The 22,004-nt window shown below is 61.3% G+C and carries 23 protein-coding genes and 2 pseudogenes; 9 read left to right on the top strand and 16 right to left on the bottom strand.

Going from position 1 to position 22,004, the window contains the following annotated elements; translation table 11 throughout:
- Positions 1 to 336 precede the first annotated feature (336 nt).
- From ACT53T_RS02500 to istB, 3 genes are all read left to right on the top strand, one after another.
- Positions 337 to 927: a class I SAM-dependent methyltransferase gene (locus tag ACT53T_RS02500; protein WP_476159858.1), complete on the top strand. Its 591-nt coding sequence runs from the start codon at positions 337 to 339 to the stop codon at positions 925 to 927.
- Between the two features lie 149 nt (positions 928 to 1,076).
- Positions 1,077 to 2,606, top strand: coding sequence for an IS21 family transposase (istA, locus tag ACT53T_RS02495; protein WP_476159871.1), 1,530 nt, complete (start codon positions 1,077 to 1,079; stop codon positions 2,604 to 2,606).
- The gene (istB, locus tag ACT53T_RS02490; RefSeq protein ID WP_216281917.1) at positions 2,596 to 3,378 is read left to right on the top strand and encodes an IS21-like element helper ATPase IstB; all 783 of its coding nucleotides are present in this window, start codon (positions 2,596 to 2,598) and stop codon (positions 3,376 to 3,378) included. Before istA ends, istB begins: the two co-directional genes overlap by 11 nt.
- A gap of 382 nt (positions 3,379 to 3,760) precedes the next feature.
- On the opposite strand, the gene smbP is transcribed toward istB, so the two are convergent.
- Entirely contained in the window at positions 3,761 to 4,075 is a 315-nt protein-coding gene (gene smbP / locus ACT53T_RS02485) for a small metal-binding protein SmbP (RefSeq protein ID WP_476159870.1), read from the bottom strand.
- 427 nt (positions 4,076 to 4,502) lie between these two features.
- Here smbP and ACT53T_RS02480 point away from each other — a divergent pair.
- The 3 genes and pseudogenes from ACT53T_RS02480 to ACT53T_RS02470 form a co-directional block, all read left to right on the top strand.
- Positions 4,503 to 4,661: pseudogene (locus tag ACT53T_RS02480) on the top strand (aminotransferase class V-fold PLP-dependent enzyme); the annotation flags it as partial.
- The gene (locus ACT53T_RS02475) at positions 4,625 to 5,098 is read left to right on the top strand and encodes a PRC-barrel domain-containing protein (RefSeq protein WP_476159868.1); all 474 of its coding nucleotides are present in this window, start codon (positions 4,625 to 4,627) and stop codon (positions 5,096 to 5,098) included. The pseudogene ACT53T_RS02480 and the gene ACT53T_RS02475, both read left to right, overlap by 37 nt.
- 533 nt (positions 5,099 to 5,631) lie before the next feature.
- The gene (locus ACT53T_RS02470; protein ID WP_476159856.1) at positions 5,632 to 6,135 is read left to right on the top strand and encodes a CBS domain-containing protein; all 504 of its coding nucleotides are present in this window, start codon (positions 5,632 to 5,634) and stop codon (positions 6,133 to 6,135) included.
- Between the two features lie 56 nt (positions 6,136 to 6,191).
- Here ACT53T_RS02470 and ACT53T_RS02465 read toward each other — a convergent pair whose 3' ends face one another.
- From ACT53T_RS02465 to ACT53T_RS02435, 7 genes are all read right to left on the bottom strand, one after another.
- Positions 6,192 to 6,314: a hypothetical protein gene (locus ACT53T_RS02465; RefSeq protein ID WP_476159855.1), complete on the bottom strand. Its 123-nt coding sequence runs from the start codon at positions 6,312 to 6,314 to the stop codon at positions 6,192 to 6,194.
- 15 nt (positions 6,315 to 6,329) lie between these two features.
- Positions 6,330 to 6,746 carry a cytochrome C oxidase subunit IV family protein gene (locus ACT53T_RS02460; protein ID WP_476159853.1) on the bottom strand — a complete coding sequence of 139 codons (417 nt, stop codon included), beginning with the start codon at positions 6,744 to 6,746 and terminating at the stop codon, positions 6,330 to 6,332.
- Positions 6,747 to 6,779: 33 nt separating this feature from the next.
- Positions 6,780 to 7,502 carry a heme-copper oxidase subunit III family protein gene (locus tag ACT53T_RS02455; RefSeq protein WP_476159852.1) on the bottom strand — a complete coding sequence of 241 codons (723 nt, stop codon included), beginning with the start codon at positions 7,500 to 7,502 and terminating at the stop codon, positions 6,780 to 6,782.
- Between the two features lie 20 nt (positions 7,503 to 7,522).
- Complete coding sequence (locus tag ACT53T_RS02450) at positions 7,523 to 8,227, bottom strand: cytochrome c oxidase subunit 3 (protein WP_476159851.1); 705 nt, start codon at positions 8,225 to 8,227, stop codon at positions 7,523 to 7,525.
- Positions 8,224 to 9,990 (bottom strand): cytochrome c oxidase subunit I, encoded by a 1,767-nt coding sequence (locus ACT53T_RS02445; protein ID WP_476159849.1) that lies wholly within the window; start codon positions 9,988 to 9,990, stop codon positions 8,224 to 8,226. The genes ACT53T_RS02450 and ACT53T_RS02445 overlap by 4 nt, the downstream gene beginning before the upstream one ends.
- Positions 9,991 to 10,036: 46 nt before the next feature.
- The gene (locus ACT53T_RS02440) at positions 10,037 to 10,864 is read right to left on the bottom strand and encodes a cytochrome c oxidase subunit II (protein WP_476159847.1); all 828 of its coding nucleotides are present in this window, start codon (positions 10,862 to 10,864) and stop codon (positions 10,037 to 10,039) included.
- A 139-nt stretch (positions 10,865 to 11,003) separates the two neighbouring features.
- Positions 11,004 to 11,426, bottom strand: coding sequence for a universal stress protein (locus ACT53T_RS02435; RefSeq protein WP_476159846.1), 423 nt, complete (start codon positions 11,424 to 11,426; stop codon positions 11,004 to 11,006).
- Between the two features lie 327 nt (positions 11,427 to 11,753).
- Between ACT53T_RS02435 and scpB the strand changes: the two genes are divergently transcribed.
- A complete protein-coding gene (gene scpB, locus ACT53T_RS02430) occupies positions 11,754 to 12,458 on the top strand; it encodes an SMC-Scp complex subunit ScpB (protein WP_476159845.1) in 705 nt (234 codons plus the stop codon).
- 107 nt (positions 12,459 to 12,565) lie between these two features.
- Positions 12,566 to 12,991 (top strand): VOC family protein, encoded by a 426-nt coding sequence (locus ACT53T_RS02425; protein WP_476159844.1) that lies wholly within the window; start codon positions 12,566 to 12,568, stop codon positions 12,989 to 12,991.
- Positions 12,992 to 13,957: 966 nt separating this feature from the next.
- Here the strand turns inward: ACT53T_RS02425 and ACT53T_RS02420 are convergent.
- The 8 genes and pseudogenes from ACT53T_RS02420 to ACT53T_RS02385 form a co-directional block, all read right to left on the bottom strand.
- Positions 13,958 to 14,298: pseudogene (locus ACT53T_RS02420) on the bottom strand (IS110-like element ISMno25 family transposase); the annotation flags it as partial.
- Positions 14,211 to 14,576 (bottom strand): hypothetical protein, encoded by a 366-nt coding sequence (locus tag ACT53T_RS02415; RefSeq protein ID WP_476159874.1) that lies wholly within the window; start codon positions 14,574 to 14,576, stop codon positions 14,211 to 14,213. The pseudogene ACT53T_RS02420 and the gene ACT53T_RS02415, both read right to left, overlap by 88 nt.
- A 164-nt stretch (positions 14,577 to 14,740) precedes the next feature.
- Positions 14,741 to 15,583 (bottom strand): hypothetical protein, encoded by an 843-nt coding sequence (locus ACT53T_RS02410; RefSeq protein ID WP_476159843.1) that lies wholly within the window; start codon positions 15,581 to 15,583, stop codon positions 14,741 to 14,743.
- Between the two features lie 111 nt (positions 15,584 to 15,694).
- Complete coding sequence (locus tag ACT53T_RS02405) at positions 15,695 to 16,033, bottom strand: DUF1403 family protein (protein ID WP_476159867.1); 339 nt, start codon at positions 16,031 to 16,033, stop codon at positions 15,695 to 15,697.
- A complete protein-coding gene (locus ACT53T_RS02400; RefSeq protein WP_476159873.1) occupies positions 15,949 to 16,401 on the bottom strand; it encodes a hypothetical protein in 453 nt (150 codons plus the stop codon). Before ACT53T_RS02400 ends, ACT53T_RS02405 begins: the two co-directional genes overlap by 85 nt.
- A gap of 271 nt (positions 16,402 to 16,672) precedes the next feature.
- Positions 16,673 to 17,749, bottom strand: coding sequence for an MAE_28990/MAE_18760 family HEPN-like nuclease (locus ACT53T_RS02395; protein WP_476159842.1), 1,077 nt, complete (start codon positions 17,747 to 17,749; stop codon positions 16,673 to 16,675).
- Between the two features lie 18 nt (positions 17,750 to 17,767).
- Positions 17,768 to 19,078, bottom strand: a complete 1,311-nt coding sequence (locus ACT53T_RS02390; RefSeq protein WP_476159841.1) for a GmrSD restriction endonuclease domain-containing protein — start codon at positions 19,076 to 19,078, stop codon at positions 17,768 to 17,770.
- Positions 19,075 to 20,178: a DNA methyltransferase gene (locus tag ACT53T_RS02385; RefSeq protein WP_476159839.1), complete on the bottom strand. Its 1,104-nt coding sequence runs from the start codon at positions 20,176 to 20,178 to the stop codon at positions 19,075 to 19,077. The genes ACT53T_RS02390 and ACT53T_RS02385 overlap by 4 nt, the downstream gene beginning before the upstream one ends.
- A gap of 1,034 nt (positions 20,179 to 21,212) precedes the next feature.
- Here ACT53T_RS02385 and ACT53T_RS02380 point away from each other — a divergent pair.
- Positions 21,213 to 21,860 (top strand): hypothetical protein, encoded by a 648-nt coding sequence (locus ACT53T_RS02380; protein ID WP_476159838.1) that lies wholly within the window; start codon positions 21,213 to 21,215, stop codon positions 21,858 to 21,860.
- Positions 21,861 to 22,004: the final 144 nt, after the last annotated feature.

Here is a 22,004-nt window from a genome sequence, read left to right as displayed (position 1 = left end):
GGGTACATCGTCTCGTTATTCCTTATAGGCGCCTCCGCAACAGCGCATATATCGATTTGATGCAATGGATTGCGCGCTTCCTGGGCACCGGAGGGCGAAACGCAGCAATCGGCCATAGTGCAATGTACGTCAAAATTCCGGGCCAGAGCGTGGCTTATTCTCGCGCCTTTTCCCTTGCGCTCAGTGCGGCGGCGCTTATTTCCCAACACTGAACAGCGAGCGAACCAATGTCGAGATCGTAGTTTCCGATGTTGCAACGATCGAAGTCCGTGGTAACGATTTTCTAAATCATTCGGACGTCGTTGCGGGCCCGCTCGCCGGCAAGGAGAGTTGATAATGGGGTTGATCGACGAGTTGCAAGAGATCAGGAACCTGCGTGTTCTAGAACTCGGAGTTAGAAGATCTGATCCAGCTCGCTCCTCGATGCAAAAGCACATCTATCCATTTGCTTCGGAATACGTCGGGACCGATATACAGGACGGCCTTGATGTGGATGTCGTGTCGGATATTCATTGTCTGTCGAGCACTTTCGGTGAGGAGTCTTTCGACTTCATACTCAGCTTCTCCGTGATGGAGCATGTCAAATATCCACAGATCGCCGCGCATGAAATAATGAAGACGCTACGGGTTGGTGGACATGTGCACATTATGACGCATTTTATTTTTCATGAACATGGCTTTCCAAATGACTACTTTCGATTCACAAAGGACGGGCTGAGGGCCCTATTTCCGCCCACGATGGGATTCGTGGATAGAGGGACCGATTATGTTTTCCCTTGTGAAATCCATTCCCAAGAGGTCCCCTGGGCACCAGGGAATGTCTCTTTCCTGAACGTCCTCTTTTGGGGACAGAAAGTGGGAGCAACTCCAAAAACATTCGTTCCCGATCTAAAAGTCGATCGGAACGAACCATTCGGGGTTACTTAGCTTTCTCAGAGCCCGTTTGGAAATTCACGGATGAGGGTGTTGATTTCCACTGAGAGCTGACCCAGGCAGCACGGGTTTTTCCACCGAGAACTGACCCATGTTCGAACCTTTCCCCCTCGACCGTCGCGGGGGACCTGGGAGTGATCGACATGGAGTTATTGAGCGTCATCCGACGCTGGCGATATCGGCAGGAGTTCTCGATCCGCGAGATTGCGCGACGCACGGGGCTGTCGCGCAATACGGTGCGCAAGTACCTGCGCTCGGACAGCATCGAGCCGCAGTTCGCCACGCCCGATCGACCGAGCCGGCTCGACGCCTTCGCCGACAAGCTGGCGCATATGCTGCGTCAGGAGGCCGCAAAATCGCGCAAGCAGAAGCGGACGGTCAAGCAGTTGCACGCGGATCTGGTCGCCCTCGGCTACGACGGCTCCTACAATCGCGTGGCGGCCTTCGCGCGCGAGTGGAAGGCGGCGCGGCATCGGGAGCAGCAGACCTGCGGGCGCGGCGCGTTCGTGCCGCTGACGTTTCTGCCCGGCGAGGCGTTCCAGTTCGACTGGTCGGAGGATTGGGCGATCATCGCGGGCGAGCGGACGAAGTTGCAGGTCGCCCAATTCAAGCTCTCCTACAGCCGCGCATTCTTCCTCCGCGCCTACCCTCAACAGACGCATGAGATGCTGTTCGACGCCCACAACCACGCCTTCCGCGTGCTGGGCGGCGTGCCCCGGCGAGGTGTCTATGACAACATGCGCACGGCGATCGACAAGCTCGGGCGCGGCAAAGAGCGCCAGGTCAACGCCCGCTTCGCCGCCATGGTCGGCCACTTCCTGTTCGAGGCCGCATTCTGCAATCCGGCCTCCGGCTGGGAAAAGGGGCAAATCGAGAAGAACGTTCAGGATGCTCGTCATCGCCTCTGGCAGCCGATCCCGAGCTTTCCGTCGCTGGCGGCGCTCAACGACTGGCTGGAGGCGCGATGCCGCGATCTGTGGGCCGAGATTCCGCACAGCGCGCAGCCGGGGACGATCGCCGAGGTTTGGCGCGAGGAGGTTCCGCAACTGATGCAGCCTCCGCGGCCATTCGACGGCTTCGTCGAACACACCAAGCGGGTCACGCCGACGTGCCTGATCCATCTGGACCGCAATCGCTACAGCGTGCCGGCCTCCTTCGCCAATCGCCCCGTCAGCGTGCGGGTCTACCCCGAGCGCGTCGTCGTCGCCGCCGAGGGGCAGATCGTGTGCGAGCACGCCCGCGTCTTCGCCCGGTCGCATAACGACAAGAGCGTGACGGTCTACGACTGGCGGCATTATCCCTCCGTCATCCAGCGCAAGCCGGGCGCGCTGCGCAACGGCGCGCCCTTCGCCGAGCTGCCGGTCGCCTTTCGGACGCTGCAACAGCGCATGCTCGAGAAGCCGGGCGGCGACCGTGAGATGGTCGAGATTTTGGCTCTGGTCCTACAGCACGACGAGCAGGCCGTGCTGACCGCCGTCCAATTGGCGCTGGAGGCCGGCGCGCCGACCAAGACGCACATCTTGAACCTGTTGCATCGCCTGGTCGACGGCAAGCCGGTCGACGCGCCGCCCGTGAAGCCGCCCAACGCGCTGACGCTCACCACCGAGTCGCAGGCCAATGTCGAGCGCTACGACGCGCTGCGCAAAGGTCGGGAGGCGCGCCATGCGTCATAATCCCGCCGCCGGCGCCATCGTCATCATGCTGCGCAGTCTCAAAATGCACGGCATGGCGCAAGCCGTCAGCGAGCTGACCGAGCAAGGCTCCCCGGCCTTCGAGGCCGCGCTGCCGATCCTGTCGCAACTCTTGAAGGCGGAAACCGCCGACCGGGAGGTGAGATCGATCGCCTACCAGCTCAAATCCGCGCGGTTCCCGAACTATCGCGATCTCGCCGGCTTCGACTTCGCCAGCAGTGAGGTCAACGAGGCGCTCGCGCGCCAGCTTCATCGCTGCGAGTTCCTCGAAGATGCGCATAACGCCGTCCTGGTCGGGGGACCTGGTACGGGCAAGACGCATCTGGCGACAGCAATCGGCGTCCAGGCGATCCAGCATCACAGAAAGCGCGTGCGGTTCTTCTCCACCGTCGAGCTCGTCAACGCGCTCGAAGCCGAAAAGCACCAAGGCAAGTCGGGTCAAGTCGCGGCGCGGCTCGTTCATTCCGATCTCGTCATCCTCGATGAGCTCGGCTACCTGCCGTTCAGCGGCTCCGGCGGGGCGCTGCTGTTCCATCTGCTGAGCAAGCTCTACGAGCGGACCAGCGTCATCATCACGACGAATCTGAGTTTCGGCGAATGGGCCGCCGTCTTCGGCGACGCCAAGATGACGACGGCTCTGCTCGATCGCCTCACTCACCGCTGCCACATCCTCGAAACCGGAAACGACAGCTTCCGGTTCAAGGACAGCTCGGCGAAGGCGGACAAACCTGCAAAGGAGAAGACCAAAACTTGACGACCGACTGACCCGCAAGCCATCTTCAACCCGGGTCACTTCTCAATGGAAATCCTGGGTCAAATCTCGACGGAAATCGACATGAAAGGTTTGGCCAATTCGTTTACCGCCGTCTGTCAGAACTTGAGTTTTACCTCCCCCCTTGAAACGCGCGTGGTGAGCTTGCGTAGATCGAGCCGGTCGCGTTTTGCGCCACGTCGGCATAGCCCGCTTGCACGGCGACGCCGTTGAATGCGCCGTCGTGGTTGGTGAGATTGTTCGCCGTGGCGATGTAGCATTGATCGTGCAGGGGCAAGCTTAAGCTTGCGAAGGGAGAGGGCTCCGGAGCAAGCCCTCTCCGCCCGACAGCGATTCATTTCGCCAGCTAGCGTTGCCCAAAGCGCTACTTGGCTTGCTCCAGATGCTTCAGCGCCGCTTCGGCGTGGGTCGTAGCGGCCTTGGCGTCTCCCTTTTTGCCGGTGTCGATTGCTTCCTCGAGATGTTTGATGCCTTCCTCGGTATGGGGATTGGCCTTCGCCTTCTCGCCGGCTTCGGCATGGGTGAGCGCTACCTCAGCATGAGTAACGACGCCGGTGGCTTTACCAGCCTTGCCCTCAGAAATAGCCTGCTTCGTATGAGTAATAGCCTCTGCTATGTGGTCTTCGACGGCCATCGAGAGCCTCGGCGCAAATATAAGTGCAAGGCCGAGGCTCAACATTGCGATTGCGATTCTGCGAGACATGGTTGGAACCCTTTCCTCGAAGTTCAATGCGAGACGCATCGCAATTCTACATAGGGCGGTCGTTTCTGGCGCCTCACGAGGAGCGGCGAGATGTCACTCGCCCACCGTTACAACCGAAAAGCCTACCTCGAACCGAACTGTGAATGCAGGCGCTTGCCATATCTCGCGCATATCCCTGTGGGCGTTCGGTTGAACGGACTTCGGCAGCTTGTCGAGGACGCCTCGACCGTCGCGTTCTGGTCGAGGTGGGGACGTCCGCACTGGGGTCGATTCTGCAGGAAAAGCGCGACTGTTGCCGGGCGTCGGGGCTCAAAATTCACTTTCCCTGTCGATTGCGGGGGACGCAGCGATGATGAGGCCACAGGCGGCAGCCGCCCGACCGCTTCGAAGCCGGCACCGGAGCGCTGGACATCACTGCGCGGAGCCGATTTTGCGTCGATTTGGTCTCGAGGCGACAGTGCGACCGTCGCTCGCTTTCTATAACACGCGCGCAGACATCGACGCACTGGTCGCTTCCTTGCTGCGATTGCAAGCTTCTCGGCCCGACCTGGCGGCCGGATAGGATGCACGAAATCCGATCATCGGGCGCCGGCTCATGGCGCGCCCCTTCGGAAAGCTGCCGCTCATCCCGATTTCAACCTGATCTCGAGCGAAGACGTCGAAGGCACGACGGTTTACGATTCAGCTGGAAACAAAATCGGAGCGATCGATCACATGATGATCGAGAAGGTCTCCGGCCGCGTGCGCTATGCAGTCATGAGCTTCGGCGGCTTTCTCGGCCTCGGTCACAGCCATTACCCTCTGCCCTGGGATTCGCTGACATATGACACGGCACGGGGCGGATATGTCACCAACGTCACCGAGCAACAGCTGAAAGATGCGCCGGAGTTCAGCGACGATAGTTGGGCAAATCGAGACTGGGAAAAGCGCGTCCACGAGCACTATAGCGCGAACCGATATTGGGACGAGCAGAACCCTTCCGCGGGGTCGTCGATCTGACGAAACGTGCGTCCGGTGAATGGGCTGGGACGAGCTTCGAAGTGCAGCGGTGCTGCGCGTTGAGGCGTTTTAGCCTTCGAGCGAAATCGTAACCGCCGTTTCGGCGGCCGCGGAGGCCGCAGACGGTAATTATTCGTGAGATGATATTCGCATCCCTCTTGGACAACTCCGCGAAGCCACGGCTCCGGCCCAGTCGGCCGCATCCGGGCTCGCAAGCGCCTCGAAAAAAAGCCAACGCCCGCCCATGGGAGTCGAAGGCGACCTCCTGTATCTCGCGTGGACAACGCGAGCAAACGGCAAGCGCGGAGGTTGAAGCGCCGGAATTTCTTGCGTCTATTTCGCGTCGCAAAAGCCTCGACGGATTGCACTAAAGGTGCGAGCCTAATGAGGCCGAATGCTCCAGCGCGGGTCACGAGCGCGGGCGCGGATTTGGTTTTTTCGAGGACAACGGCCGGCGGCGAGCCCTGATCTTAGCCCTTTTCGAGCGCGATCGAAAATACGCGCGCGAAGGCCATGATGGGGAGGAGCGGTCCATGGAAATCGAAGAGCTTCCCGAGTTCGAGAATAAGCCCAAGCCTTTTGCGCTCCAGGTGTCTACGGCCATCGAAACGATGGCGGACATGAACATCGGCTCCGTCGTCATCGTGGACAGCCATCAGAAGGAGCGCGGGATCGTCACCGAGCGCGATCTTCTGCGCCGCCTGCTCGTCGGCAAGCTCGATCCCGAAACGACGCCGCTCTCCGCTATCATGACCAGCGAGCTGTATTTGGCGCGCATCGACGACGAGCATTACGACTGGCTGCGGATGATGTCGAACAAGCGCTTCCGCCATTTGCCGATCGTCGATGAGGAGGGACGGCTCGTCAACCTGATGTCGCAGGGCGATTTCGTTTCACATTCCTGGCCGGAGCTGGTCGCCATGGTCGGCGACAAGGCGTCCGAGACGATCAAGGGACCGGCCGGGCAATTGCCGATTCTTTTAGGTGGCCTCATGCTCTACACGATCGTGATTGTCACCCTGCTAAAGTTTTTGTAAAGCGACGCTCGAGCGTTGTCGACAATCGGGTCCGCGCGCTTCTCGCCTAACAATATTCATGGCGGGGTCGCGCCCAATCGCTCGACGACCCGCCATGCGGCGAAGAAGGTCATCAATACGATCGCCAGGGCTGTGGCGACGAGCAATATCGCCTTGCTCTGCGGAGCGCTCCACTTCATCGCTCGCCCCCGCGCCTATGAGCCAGAGGCGAAAAAGACGAAGCGCGAGAAATTGGTGTAATAGCCTTCGAGCGCCATGATTCCCATGAAGACGAGAACGGCGAGCGGCGGCAGCAATATCGCATAGACCAGCGCCAGCCGCTCCCAGGCCATATGCATGAAGACGGCGACGATCAGCCCCGCCTTCAGCAGCATGAAGGAGATGATGAGCGTCCAGCGCAGATAGCCGTGAAAATTGAAATAATCGACGGCATAGGACCCGGCGCTCAGCACGAACAGAAGGGTCCAGACGGTGAAATAGAGCTTGAGCGGATGCTGCTGGCCATGAACACTCGCCTTGGGCGTCGCAGCGGGCGCATGATAGCTGTGCGCAATCTCCGCGTGAACGGCGACCGTCGCATCCACCCTTTCCGTTTTCGTCGTCGATGTCATGTCTGCCTCGCAGGGAGCGGCGGCGGCCGCGTGTCACCAGAGATAGAAGAAGGCGAAGATGAAGACCCATACGAGGTCGACGAAATGCCAATAAAGGCCGACGACCTCGACGATCTCATAATCGCCGGTGCGATGAGAATATGTAGTGCGGCGGGCGACGTCATAGTCGCCCCGCCAGACGTTGCGCGCGATGACGAGCAAGGCGATGACGCCCATGGACACATGGAACCCATGGAAACCCGTGATCATGAAGAAGGAGGAGCCGAACTGCGCGGCTCCGAACGGATTGCCCCAGGGGCGCACGCCTTCGTGAATGAGCTTGGTCCATTCGAAGGCCTGCATGCCGACGAAGGCGGCGCCGATGACGGCGGTGGCGACCAGCAGGATCGCGGCGGGCTTGCGCTTGCGCGCATAGGCGTAGTTCACCGCGAGCGCCATTGTGCCCGAGCTCGTGATGAGGTCGAAGGTCATGATGGCGATGAGGATCAGCGGAATCTTCCGCCCGCCGAGCTCGAGCGCGAAAATCTCGCTCGGATTCGGCCAGTCCACCGTCGTTGAGATGCGCACCGTCATGTAGGAGATGAGGAAACAGCTGAAGATGAAGGTGTCGCTGACGAGAAAGATCCACATCATCGCCTTGCGCCAGGACGCGCTCTTGAACGAGCGCTGGTCCGAGCTCCAATCGGCCACGACGCCCACAAGGCCCGAAGGCCGTTTCGAGAGATGATCCGACCCGGTCGCGGGTTCCGCGGTCATGTGCCCCGTCCTGCGCTGGTTCAGCTGATTATGCGTCGGCAGATGGCCCCGAGCGCGTCGGCCTGTCCGGTGAGCATCAGGAAGAGCAGCAGCCAGACGAACAGGAGAAAGTGCCAATAGGTCGCGCAAAGCTCGACGCTCGTCGAAAGCGCTTCGGGCGGTCGCTCGCGCCAGGCCTTGCCGATCACGCCCGCCAGCACGACGAGTCCGCCGATCAGATGAAGGCCATGGGCACCGGTCAGCAGATAGAAGAAGGCGTTGGCCGGATTGCCCGAGGCGTAGACGCCAGCCGCGATGAACTCGCGCCATGCCCAGAGCTGGCCCAGGAGAAACATAAGCGACAGCGCCGCGCTCGCGACGAGCCATGCCTCGAGCCGCTCACGCGCGCCCCGCACGGCAGCGAAATGCGCCATCTGAATTGTGATGCTGCTCGCGACGAGCGTCAGTGTGTTGAGCAGGAGCACGCCGGGCATGGGCGGCGTCTGCCAGTCCGGCGAATCCTGGCGCAGGAAAAAGGCGGCCGTCATCAATGAGAAGACGCAGGCCGCGACGACGAGGAACACGCCGAGACCGATCTTCGCCGCGGGCGGCGGCGACATGGCGCGCCCCGGATATGCGGCGACCTCGCCCTCTTGCAGCCAGGGCGCCTGCAGCACGCCCTGACGCCACAGCCAGATCGCCGCGATGGAAGCGATCGAGACGAAGAGCAGCCCCATCACGCTCATGAAGAATGCTCTCCTTTGATCGGCGGCGCGTTTTGCGGCAGATAGTCCTCCGGTTCCCCGGGCACGCTATAGGCATAGGGCCAGCGATAGACGATCGGCAGCTCGTCGCCCCAATTCCCATGGCCCGGCGGCGTCTGCGGCGTCTGCCATTCGAGCGAGGCCGCCCGCCAGGGATTGCCGCCCGCGAGCTTGCCATGCTTCAGGCTTCTGAACAGATTGTAGAAGAATATAGCCTGCGCGAAGCCGACGGTGAGCGCCATGACGGTGATGGCTATGTTGAGCAGATGCGCGGACTCGGGGACGAAGGCGGTGTCTCCCAGCTCGTAGAAGCGCCTCGGCACGCCGAGCACGCCGAGATAGTGCATCGGAAAGAAGATCGCATAGGCGCCGAGGAAGGTGATCCAGAAATGGGTCTCTCCCAGCGTCTCGTCCATCATTCTGCCGGTGATCTTCGGATACCAGTGATAGATCGCGCCGAAGATCACGAGTACGGGAGCGATGCCCATCACCATATGGAAATGCGCGACAACGAACAGGGTCTTCGACAGCGGCACGTCGACGATGACATTGCCGAGATAGAGGCCGGTGATGCCGCCATTGACGAAAGTGACCAGAAATCCCAGCGCGAACAGCATCGGCGTCGTGAATCTGATGTCGGCGCGCCAGAGCGTGATCACCCAATTATAGACTTTCAGCGCCGTCGGAACCGCGATGGCCAGCGTCGTCACGGCGAAGAAGAAGCCGAACAGCGGGTCCATGCCGCTGACATACATATGGTGGCCCCAGACCACCATGCTGAGCACGCCGATGGCTATGATCGCCCAGACCATCATCCGGTAGCCGAAAATGTTCTTGCGGGCGTGAACGCTGATGAGATCGGACACGATGCCGAACGCCGGCAGCGCCACGATATAGACCTCGGGATGGCCGAAGAACCAGAAGAGATGCTGAAACAGGATCGGGCTGCCGCCAACATATTGCTTGTGCTCGCCGAACTCGACGATCGCCGGCATGAAGAAGCTCGTCCCGAGCGTGCGATCGAGCAGAAGCATCACGCAGGCGACGAAGAGGCCCGGGAAGGCGAGCAGCGCCATCACCGCGGCGGCAAAAATTCCCCAGACGGTGAGCGGCATGCGCATCAGCGTCATGCCGCGCGTGCGCGCCTGCAGCACCGTCACGACATAGTTGAGGCCACCCATCGTGAAGCCGACGATGAACAGAATGAGCGAAGCGAGCATCATGACGATGCCGTACTCGTAGCCCGGCGTGCCGGTGAGGATCGATTGCGGCGGATAGAGCGTCCACCCCGCTCCGGAGGGACCGCCCGGCACGAAATAGCTGGCCGCCAGCACCAGTGTCGCGAGCAGATAGACCCAGTAGCTGAGCATGTTGACGAAGGGAAACACCATGTCCCTCGCGCCCACCATCAATGGAATGAGGTAATTGCCGAAGCCTCCCAGGAAAATGGCCGTCAGCATGTACACGACCATGATCATGCCATGCATGGTCACGGCCTGGTAATAGACCTTGGCGTCGATGAACGGCACGGCGCCGGGAAAGGCGAGCTGAATGCGAATGAGCCAGGAGAGCGCCAGCGCGAGCAGGCCGATCGCAATGGCGGTGCTGGCATATTGAATGGCGATGACCTTCGCGTCCTGAGAGAAAACAAATTTTGTTATGAAACTATGCGCATGAAATAGCTCCATCTCTGGAACTTCCGCGGGCAGCGCCGCGTCCTCGGGTCGTCCCGTCAGGTCGGTCATCGGCTCGTGTCTCCTCCCGCCCATTCGACGCGCCATGCGCTGGCGATTATTCGTTCGAAGCGCTTTTCTCCCCGCCCTTCTCCGACTTGCGCGACTGCTCGAAGGTCTGCTGCGCCGCAAGCCATCTGGAGTAATCGGCTTCCTCCTCGACGATCAGCATTCCGCGCATTTGTGGATGTCCGATGCCGCAATAGGCGGCGCAGAGAATCTCATATTGGCCGATCTTGGTCGGCGTAAACCAGAGATAGCTGACGAGCCCAGGCACGAGATCCATTTTCGCTCGGATCTGCGGCACGTAGAAATCATGCAGAACGTCCAGAGAGCGCAGCAGTATTTTCACCGGCTTTCCCACCGGCAGATGCAATTCGCCATTGGCGACGATGAGATCGTCCTGGCCCTTGGGATCGGACGGACTGACGCCCAGCGAATTGCCGCCGTCGACGAAGCGAACGTCGCTCGTGCCGAGCTTATTGTCGACCCCGGGCAGGCGGAAGCTCCAGCTCCACTGAACCCCGACCGCCTCGACCACCGTCGCACCCTCGGGCACGGTGATAAATTGACCCCAGACGAGCAGCCCGGGCGCGAGAAGAATGACGACGCCGATCGTCGTCACGACCGCGAGCCATGCCTCCAGTTTCCGATTTTCCGGCTCATAGGCTGCGCGTCGCCCCGGCTCATGACGGAAGCGATAGAGACAATAGGCCATGAACAGCACGACTGCGATGAAGCCAGCGCTCGTGATCCAAAAGGTCAGCGCCACCGTGTCGTCGATGAAGCCCCAATTCGACGCGATCGGCGTCGCACGCCAAGGGCTCAGGAAATGGAACGCGAGCGACGCGGCCACGACGAGAACCATGACGAGTGCGACGAGCATGGCCGCCAATCCCGTAACATGAGCTTGCCGAGACCGTGGCCGATCTCGCGATTTTGTGCAGTGTAGACCAAAAATGGCGCGCGCGTCAAAAGGCCCCTGGAGGCGTTGCACTCCCCGCTGAGGGGGGACCAGAAAAAACTTATCGGACCACCATCACCGAGCACATTGCATGTCTCACGACTGCGCTTGCGTTCGAACCAATGAGAAAGCGGTCCATGCCGGGACTATGAGAACCAATGATTATCACATCCACGGCCCAAACTTGGGCCTCAGCGAGAATGTTCTGGTAGACAGGACCAAATCGTATGGCGGTGGAGATATGCTCTGGCGGGCGTCTGCATTCGGCGGCAATCTTTGCAATTTCACTTTCGAGCCCGAGCTGAATGGCTTCGTCGAAGTTGGCGGGCAAATAGTCGATGATAGAGATCGGAACAAGAGACTGGACATTGACGAGTCGAATGTCGCTGTCGAATTTATTCGCAAGCTCTTCGGCAACGCCCATGGCATGTGCTGTGAGCGCTTGTTCCGTCAGGTCGATCGCGACGAGAATTCTCTTGAACATGGCCCGCCTCCAACCGACGCCTCACTGAGGGGTATCTGTGGCGTTACATGCGCTCCGCAATGGCGGAACGCCCCGGCCTGACTATTTGCGCCACTATGCATCGCCGATTTCCCGATACGCCAGGGGGCGCCGCTCGGATGTGTCGGAGGGCTAGAGCAGAGTCCGACAAGCTGCATCGTAGCCGGGCGCCGCTTCGCCGATGGCCGCCTGAAGCGCGTCTTGCCTTTGACTTCGCTTGGCTCGGCATGACTAAGATGGGGCAAGGGCGTACGGTCGAAGGCACGCTGACCCGCTACAATCGAAAATCTGTGACCGTCATTGGAGCCGATGGACGGCACTGGAATGTCGCGCCGGGTTTCTTACGAAAAGCTGATCAAGCTACGCCGAGCATCGTACTTCCTAAACGATAACCATCAGGAGATGGTGTACGCGTATCCATGCACCAAAGCCATGGGCCGCGTCGAGGCAATTTTCGCCGCGCGCGATCCCGTGCCGCGCGAGAGGCTTGCCACGCTCGTCGGGAAAGCCTGCAACCTCGACGCGCTGATCGAGGATATCTCCGCCGAGCTGCGGACGCGGCCGTATTCGCTCGTTTTCGTCGCCGGCGGCTGGCAGATGCGCACGCGGCCCCATTTCGCCACGGCGATCCGTATGGCCCTCCCAGGCGCGCTTCGCGCGGCCGGCGCGCCGGAACTGACGCCGACCGAAATGGCGGCGCTCGCAGCGATCGCCTATCTGCAGCCCGCGACGCGCGCGGAGATTTCGCGAATGGCCGGAAAGGAGGTGAGCCGCGACCTGACCTCGACCGGTTGGAGGAAGAAGGGCTGCTGCGGCCGGCGCCGCGAGAGGATGAATTCGACGCCGCGCTCGGGTTCGGCGAGGACCCGGATCTCGAAGACGGCGGTCGAGATGAGCGCTGGCCGGGGTGAAGTCCGTGCGCGACAGGCGCGGTCGGCCTACTCGCCGCGGGCTGCAAAAGCACGGAGAAAGCCTTTCGCAAACATGAGCTGCTCGCAGCAAACGCGCTCTTAAGCTGTCCGTTGAGACGAGGATGGAATTGCATTTTGGCGGCGCCATTTAACCTGCAACACTCTAAAAAGTCGGAGGCCTCTATGCCTGGAGCTGAACGAGCCCGCGCCGTGGGTTTCAATCACGTCGCGCTGGAAGTGGGCGACATCAAAGAAGCGCTGTCATTCTATGCACGGATATTGGAGTTCGAGCTTCGCGGCAAAAGCGAGGATATGGCCTTCATCGATCTGGGCGACCAATTCCTCGCTCTTCAAAAAGGTCGCCGCCAGCCAAGAGACGACACTCGCCACCTTGGGCTCGTGGTCGACGACAAGGACGCCGTCCGCCGAGCGCTGGCCGAAGCTGGAATCGAAGTTCTGCCCGGGCCTTTCCTCGATTTTTACGACCCGTGGGGCAATCGCATCGAGGTCGTCGGTTACGAAAATGTTCAGTTCTCCAAGGCACCCAACGTGCTGCGTGGCATGGGGCTGATGCACCTTTCCAAAAACGCGCAAGCCCTCGAGGAGCTTTCTGGTAAGGGAATGTCGCCGCCCTAAATCTCGCCAACAGCGGACGGAACGGGAGCTTACGTCTATTTGACGCAACCGCGAGGATCACGGCGCCGGGCACACGGCCGATCGCGCCGATGACAACTGCCGAGATCGAGGCATTGCGGCAATCCTGCACGAACGGAGGCGCCAGATCGATTGCTTCGCGAGGATTTGGGGTTTGAAGCCGTCGGAGTGATGCGAACGACAAGCGCAGGAAAGGCGACGCACCGAAGCTTTTCGAGGCGCCTCTCCCTCACTGCGTATCCGAAGCCGATCCGTTCGCGTCGCCGGCTCGACCGTCTAGCTCTATTCCTTTGATGACCGAGCGCACGGCAGAGACAAAGACATTCCGGGAGGTCTCGTCATTGCGGAAGCTGTTTCCCGACGACCTGGGCAGCTCGAGTTGAACGCCTGCCCGCAACGAACCCCTGTTGCAGATGTTGTTGGGAAGTCTCCCTTGCTCTGGCCGGGCATGGCGTTATCACGGCGCAGGGCGTTGCCAACGTCACGGCGCTTGCCGACGTCGTCGAAGACGAGGCGAACGGTCTCGATGTTGTGGTGGTCGAGACGGCGCGGCTTTACCTCGAACAGATCTATCTCCTGTCGGCCAGGATCGAGACCGGCTCTGCTTCACTCTCGGTGCGAACAAGAATCTGCAGAGGGACATCCGTGCGCGAAGGAGTTCGATGCTCGTGCGTCCGTACATAGAGCGCTTGAGCGTTTTCAACCGAGTGATCTGCCCTTCCGTCTGTCGCTCCATGGCCCCATCACGGCATTTTGCACGGCGTCGATGTCTTGTCGCAGGGTCTTCGCAAAACGCCGTAGGGCATAAACGCTACAAGAAGTCGCGTCCTACGAAGCAAGCCGCGAAATCGCATCGCGGACTGGCGCATCACCGCAAAGTCCATCGAGTCCGTGGTTAGCGTATCGACAATGCAGATTTGCCGCGGCGTTTCAATTGCCCACGTGGCTTGACGCAATCCGATTGGTCAGCATGATGCGCTCGCGGACAAGTTCCTCGCGTTCTCTCGATGGTCGGCGCGAGTCCTATTCAGCTTCCTCGGGAATCGTCACCATCGAGCAAACGCGCGGCTCGCCTCGTAGCCAGCAAGTAGCGTTCGAAGCAGAAGATTGGTGTCGATCTTGTCTGATTTCCCTCTCCGCTTGCATCGTTCAACGGGAACGCTCGACGGTTGGATGACATGGACCTCGACGTCACGGGCCATCAGCCCGCGCCCCAGCCAGAAGCCGCCATACCCAGGCTCATAAACCACGACCACGCGATCGACATCTTTTCCGAACGCTGCGGCACGGCGGTGCCGTCGCGGGAGTGGTGGGAATTGGGTTGGCGTAGTCTCCGGGGTGCCGAATGCAACTGATTCCAGCGTTGGAGCGCTGGAAGGAGACCACGCCATGACGAAGGATAGCCGCCGAGGAGCTGGCGGGCACGACGCGTGGAATCCGCACGCTGCTGCCCGATGCGAATGAGGCGCTGCTCGCCGAGGCGGCGGAGAAATTCGCGGTCGATATGCGCGAGCGCGGCGACGCCGGCTTCGTCACTTTCGCCGCGCCGGCCGACGCCGCGCCGCAATTCGCTGGCTCATCGCCAAAGGCGCTCGCACGGCGACGAGCGCCAAGCTCGATTACATGTTCAGCGCGGAGAATTCGCTGGGGAGCCGGCTGCTGAAGCGGCTCTGAAACGACTGTCGCCGGCCGCGGCCGACGACAGTTTTTATGCGTATTCAGAAAGACCGATCAGCGCCTGGTGCCGGACGTCCCGCTCGTTCCGGAGCTTTCACCCTTGGAGCCGCTCGCGCCCGCTTTGGACGTCGCTTTCGAACCGCCGGTGCCGGATTGCCCGCCGATCGCGCCGCCTTTCATCTGCTGATCCGCGCTAGACGAGCCCGGACTGACCGAACGGCGCTCGTAAGAGGTTCCGCCGCGCTGCTGGCTCGCGCCCGCTCCGGACTTCACGCTCGATCCGCTCACGCCGGATGGCCCACGAATCGCGCCGCCTCGCATGTGCTGATGCGTTGCGCCCGGATTGACGGAACGGCGCTCGAAAGACGTTCCCCGGTCTTGGCCCCGAACGCCATTTCCGATTATTTTGCCGGAATAGCCGCTTCGTCCGGTCGTCTCTCGCTGCATGCGCTGCGAATAGGCGCCTCCGCCGCGAATGCCGTGGCGCTGCTCGTAAGCGTAGCCGGGCGAACCGCGATACCCGCCGCGGCGGCCATAGCTTCTCCGCTCATAGGTCTCGCTGTATCGGCCTGGAGCGGCCCCCGCATAAGCCCCGTAGCCTTTGGAGCCATAGACGCGGCCGCCGCGATAGGCGCCGCCGCGGCTGTAAGTTCTCTGCTCATATGTCTGGCCGTATCGTCCCGGAGCAGCGCCCGCATAGACGCCATAACGGCCCCTCGAGGAATATTTCGGACAGATGCATCTCTCGCCCTGTCGGACGCCCCTGTAAGCGATGTCGGCGACCGGAGCTGCGAGCGAGGTCCCGAGCCGAGCCGCCGGCATGGCGCTCGCCGTATCGGCGACCACCGTCAAGCCCAGCGCCGCCGCGCCGAACGCGAACATCTTCAGCAGATTCATCGTCGTCTCCCTGAACCGCGAGCGCACGCCTCACGCGCTGCCGAAGCGCCTCCAGCCGACGAGACTTTGAACGTGCCCGCGCATGGAAGGTTCCGAACAGCGCCGCCGCGTCTAGTGATGTGATCGCGCCCGCACGAGCTTTGCAAAAACATGCGAGCGCCGCGACGATCCGTCAGCTTCCCTTCGCGCGCGGCGTGCGAGCTCGGCGGCGAAAGCGAGCGCCTTGGGCGCTGCGAGCGCGACGGCGCCGGCGAACGCCTCTCCCCAACCGGGATCGCGGGGCCGCCGCCGCCGCCCCTGCGAACCCCGCCGCAGCGCCGGATCGACGGCGCCGATGACGGCGAGCGGTAGCGGCGCGTTCCAGTTCAGCCGCTCGGCGAGAACGAGATCGGCTGCCCACAGCGTGAGGAGATCGCCGCCGCCGCGTCCGCCGGGCGCCGCCGTCGCGATACGTTCGGCGGTCTGCGCGGCGGCGGCGGCGAGCGTCGGCCGTCCAGCGCGGGACAGCGCGCCGAATCGCGCCACAGCGCGAGCAAGCGTCCGCCCGGCGTCGTCGCATCGGCGCCGGGCGCGGCGAGGCAGAGCGCGTCGCGCAGCGCCGCCTCGTCCTTCGCGCAATCCGGCGATCGTCGCGGCGGCGGCCGCGGCGCGCAGGGCCAGCCGCCGGCGCCACGCGCTCGCGAGGACGGCGCGGTCCGCAGGACTTGGCCGACGAGCGCGAGGCCGACGCCGGCGGAGAATTGCGCGCCGCCCGGCGAGAGCCGCGCCCAGTCGGGAAAGGCGATGTGTGTCAATGCGTTGTACGCATCGATCGACACTGCTGCCGCGGCCCGGCGCGCCGCTCGACGCGCGGGTTTTCCCGCGACGGCGGTGATGACGGCTTCGGACTCGATCGGCGCATGGCGGAATCGTAACCGATGGCGGCGCTTAGTCACGCCATTTCGTGCATTATCCGCCGCGCCCGTCTGGCTTTCTCCGTGTCCGATAATCTTCGCCTATCGACCAAAAAGGATAGAACGGGGATGAACTAACCTTCTATATATCAAAAGCATTCTGGCTCCCGGAAGTTACCAGACGCATTCGCGCCGACTAAGACGGTCTCCAGACAACATCATCATCTAGCTCCAGGGCTACGAGAGTTGCGCCTTTTGGACACTTGAAGTCCAGTTCAACGCCGATGCCTCGCGGAGCGACGTCGCCCGGCAGGACGGCCTGCACATGAGAGTTGTCCACCCGCAAGCTCCGGATGCGCCCCCATCGCGCGCCTGTCGAGTCGACTGGAACAAACACGGGCTGGCCGACGAAGAGCCGCTGCGAGGGCTTCTCGACCACCACGACCTTCCCTTTCTGGTATGGGCCGTCGTCTTGCCGTTGCATGAGTTCGATGCGGCCAGACGATGCAACGTCATGATGAGCCTCCAGATAGCTCGCGACGGCGATCGCGAAAATCGACCGCGCGAAGGCTTGGATGAATGCGACGGCATCGCGCATCTCTTCCACGCCAAGTAGGTCGGTCGGATTGCCTCCTCCGTGTGCGATTTGGTTTCGGCGCTCGACGAGATCCTTGATGCGTTCCTCGACGAGCGTCTTAGGCACGCCGTCTTTGGGATTAACCTCCGACTGCTTCGCTTCGCGGTACCATTCCAGGAGAGCATCTGCTCGGCGAACGCGCTCGCAGACCCGCTCAATGCCGACGGCCGCGAACAGCTTATCGATCTCGCTGACACGCAGGTTCACGTCGTGCGCTATTACCGCTGTCTTGTTCAGCGTGTATGGCGTGACGCCTTTCAGGCACTCGAACAGGTTCTTCACCACCTCGAGTTCCGTCAAGCCGACATAGCGCCCCTCCCCGATGCGCCCTCGGGACAGCATCTCGGCCGTCCGCAAGAGGTGTTGCGTTTTGAGCTTACCCGGTAAGTCCACATAATGAAGGCGGCGCGACTCAAGTTGCGCGTAGGAGGCGATGAGATCCTCGATGAACTTCTCGAAAGAGGAGTATAGCGCGACGGCGAATGCGGCGTAGTCGAATCGCCGACGGACAAGCACGTACTGCCGCACGAGCGAGTCCTGGTGTTGAGCGAGCACCGCGTTGACCGGGGCGATCGACGCCACCAGAGCCCCCAGTTCGTCCAACTCCTTCGTAAATACATCCAACGTAGAACGCACAGGCAGGCTCCGTCGCGATCACTGCTTCTTAATCTTGGCGATCGCACTGGCGAAGGCCTCGCTTACGCAACGGTTCCGGTCCTGGGTGTCCTTGTAGTTTGTACGACGCCCGGAAAAGAGCGCGTGGTTCGCTTCATACATCGCCTTGAGCTCCGCGCGCAGCACGGCCTTATTCGCGACGAGCTGGGTCCGGTGAGGGAGCACGTCGGGGCTGTTCGCGGCGAACATGAGCGGGTCATAAACGATCTTAGTCGGTCGCCGCTTTGATGGATCAAGCACAGTGAACGCGTCGCCCGCTAGCACGTCCCAAAAGAAGTCGACGGTCGCCTCGAACATCGAGCGGTAACTCACGAGGCCTTCCTCCGGGAACTTATTCCCAGCCATGATGAACCGGTCGAGGAACTCGGAGATCTTGTTCAGCCCCGCCTTGAACTCGCCGATGTTCCGGTATGCGAAGAAACGCAATACGAGCTCAACGTCCTCCATCTTCTCGAACATGCGCATGCCCGCCGTGGTAGAATCGTCGATGGGCTCATCCATCTCTTCGTCGGCGTTCTTCTCCTCAGGCTTGGGATCGGACGGGATGCCCCACATACGGCGGAACCTCTCGTTCTCAGAAAGCTCGAGACACAGCCTATTCAATGGGCCGTCGTAGACGGCGTTGCGCGTCTCCTGGCTCTCGAGCTTCACGCCTCCCGAGTTGAGGCGTTCGAAGACCATTTTCTTCAGCATCGCGGCCTGCTCCTCGCTGACCGCTGTTTCCTTGAGGAGGATTATCGAAGAGATGTAGCGGCGATCGATGCCGTCTCGAATCTTTGCCGGAAGCTGCGAATACGTCCGACCATCGAGGTCCGGCCAGTACTGCAGGCCGACGAGCTCGAACTTATCGGCGTAAAAGTCGCTCAGGGCGGTCAGGCGCTGTCTACCGTCCATCACCTCGTAGCGAGCTAGGTCACGCTCGTAGAGGAAGACTGGGGGCACCGGCACGTTCATCAAGAATGACTCGATGAGCCTCGACTTCCTCTCGACACTCCAGCGGTGGCGACGCTGGTATTCGGGATCGAGCTTGTACCGGGTCTCCTTCCTGCCGCCGTCGCCCTCTATCTCCTCCCTCAGCATCCCTAGGATTCCAGCGAGCGGGTACCGCGCCTGCTCGGTAACGATGCGGATTTCACCTTTCGCGTAGCGGCTGTTCAGCTCCTCATCCGTAGCCTTTGGCTTACTGGTGCCGTCATCGAACGAGACCTTCTCGAACTCAAGGAGATGGCTCCCCTCCGCTTGTTGCGTCCTCCCGCCCGCTGCCGGCTTCTTCTTGCTTCCCCTTGTCATTGGTGCGCCCCGTCAGCATGGTGGCAGAAGACATCATATTCGGTGATGGCATTCTTCGGTTCTGCCTGGAACTGACGCACCTGTCGGCGCCCGCGGTCCGAGTCGGGCACTGCCCTAGCGGTCGCCACCTTCCAGCCGGAGTCGACCAGTGATTCCTTCAGCACGTCCATTGGCTCTGCATCGCGATCATGGATCCCGCCGTAGCGGATGATGAGGCGCGCGCCCTCCATCGTGTGTGAGGCCACATTCTTCCAAACGTGGCCCATCTCGGCAGCAAAGTGGTCCGCGCCCGAGTGCTCTAGCTGCCCCTCGTGCTGTCGATAATCGACGTAATCTGGGCCACCGAGAAACCAGAGCCGGAGCCACTGGTCCGGAAGATAGGTACGCATGCCGAAGTATGGAGGAGATGTAACGACGAAGCGCGCCTTCGGAAGGTCGTGAAATGTGCCCGCTTTTCGGCTGTCACCGAGTCGCACTAAGCCCTCGACCTCCGGCGGCGTCTCAGCGAGGTAGCGTTCCGCCCGCGTCCGGATGATCGATAGCACGTTGACCTCGTCGGGACGCATCCCGCGTTGGGTCCAGAACCTCGCTGCGTATTTCGGCTTCGGTGCGAATGTCCTCGGCGACTGATTTGAGAAGTACGACGGCGCTCCCTTCGGTCGTGGGCCGTGAAGTGCGCCGAGGATGATTGCGCGCAGCAGTATGCGTGCCGGAGACGAACACTCCGCGAGTAGTGCCTCGCGGAGCTGACAGAGTTGGACGAGGGTGTTCTCATGATATGCGAGCTTCCAGAACTCGCCCGTCGGCACCGACACCGGTTCCGTCGCGGTATCGAGAATCGAGCACGCGCTCGCCACAACTTGACCAGGCCCGGCTGTGGCGAGCTTCGCCTTAGCGAGGGCTGCAGCCACCGGGCTGCTGTCGACTCCCACGGAGGGCATTTCGAGCAACCGAGCCGCGAAATTCGTGGTGCCACGCCCACAAAACGGATCGATCACCCAATCGCCGCGCTTGCCGTGCTTCTTCAACACGCGCAACGGGAAATCGAGTGGATACATCGTGTAGTATGGGCAGACTGCGTTCAGAGCGTCATTGCTCATGGATGGCTCCGACGCTTAGGCAAATGGGTAGCGTCCCCGTCTGCAGGGACACGCTGAAATAGCGGCGGGCGTTCGTTGTTGCGGTCATATGAACGATTGGCTCAAGCTAACCCGGATTCTCACCAGCCCCGGTGCATCAGGGAGTTCCCTGTTGAAGATTCGCAGTTTCAACGATCTGCATGTAGCCGAGGCGGGCGGCCTCGTCGAGTAGTAGTAAGAGCGTTCGACTCGACTCCTATGGGGCGAGCGACCGCGAGACGCGGTTGGCTCGATTTGTCGTTCTTGTGTATCAGCGAAGGGTTTCGATGCCGACCGGTGTCCTAATCTGTTGAACTCTCATATGACAGCCCACCCACCCCCAAGATCGCCTTCACCCGGTCAGTGCCCATCCCGGTTAAAGATCGGTGATGCGACGGCGCGCGAGCAGAGCGGCATGCCTCCTCAAGTTGGTGCGTCGGAGTATGGGCATCCGTCTCCGCGTCATGAAGGACGAGGTCCTCAAGGTGCACGAATTCGCCCGCGCGCCACAAGGCGGCGCAGGCGTCATGGAAATGCGCGCGGAGAACACTTCGGCGACGGGAATGGAGCGAACGCTCGTCGAAACGCGCGAGGGCGTCCGACGCTCTCTCGAAGGGCGCTTGCAGGCGCTCGAATGCAACGGAGGCGGGAAGAACAAATCCCATTTTAATTCCGCGTGAATTATGATCATTAGCAAGTTATCTAGAATGTCGCTTGAGTGACGTATGAGACTTTTTTCTCTTTCACTGAACGGATCGAAATGCGATGCCGCGACCGCGGAAAGCAAGGCTCGGAACGTCTCCGTAGGCGAGCTTTCGGCCCGCAAATCGACGAAAACGGCTGTTTTTTAGGCCCTTCTCCTGGTCGGCCCGATGTTGCGGCGGCGAACATAGACCGTCGGATGCGGTTTCAAACGGTCATAAAACTGCGTTCGCCGACCTGGCGGTCCGATGGACGCACATGCTTTCCCACGCTATCGTCAGTCCGCGCGACACCATCCCGCTCAGAGGAACGACGTGGCAAAACGGCCCAATTCGCCGACGGCGACCGACGCCCAAGTAGTGGCGTTGCTCGATCGTTACCAGTGTCCCGTGCCATTCCACGAAGTCCGTGCGCGGCTCCTCGGCAACATCGCCAGCCCTTCCTCGACGTCACCAATCGAGACCGTGAAGAGCCTGTGGGGTGGTGAACTGCCTCCGTTCGATTCGATCGACGAAGCGAACGAACTCATTGGCGCGCTCGTCATGGGTCTGTGGAACCGATTGACGAGGCATCAGGATCGTAGCGATCCGTTCCGGCTGATGCGAGTGCAGTCACGGGTGAACAGAGAGGAAATCATGTCGCTGGCGACCATGCGAAGGCAGGAGCTGGATGGATTCGCGGAGGGGCTGTTCGGGGGCGCCGAGGAATTGGATCTGTCGGAACGGGCCGTTGACGCGATGACGGTGCTCTCCACGCTCCGGGCGATGTTCGTGGCCATCGAAGAGGTGACGGGAGATCCTACGAAGGCGGCGAATGAGAAGGATTTTGTCGAGACCCTCGATCGAATGCGAGAGATGACGCTCACCGCCGAGAAGTCGATCCATGCCGTGGTTCTTGCTTGCAAGCGCGCCCGGGCTTCGGATTTCTCAGGGGGGCTTGCGAAGAGGTTGACGTTACACTGAGACGGCAGGCCGTGAGCGGCGGCATTGAAATCCGGATGCGAAGCGCTGGCGCACCCGCTTGTTCGTCGGTTGTTTGCGCTCCTGTAGATCTGCGCGAGCTTCGCAAGCATGCCGGGCTAACTCAGGCGGAGATAGCTCGTCTCA

Source organism: Methylosinus sp. DMC45 (genome assembly GCF_056313885.1).
The sequence above is the reverse complement of the archived record's forward strand: the minus strand, read 5'-3'. Positions and strand labels throughout refer to the sequence as shown.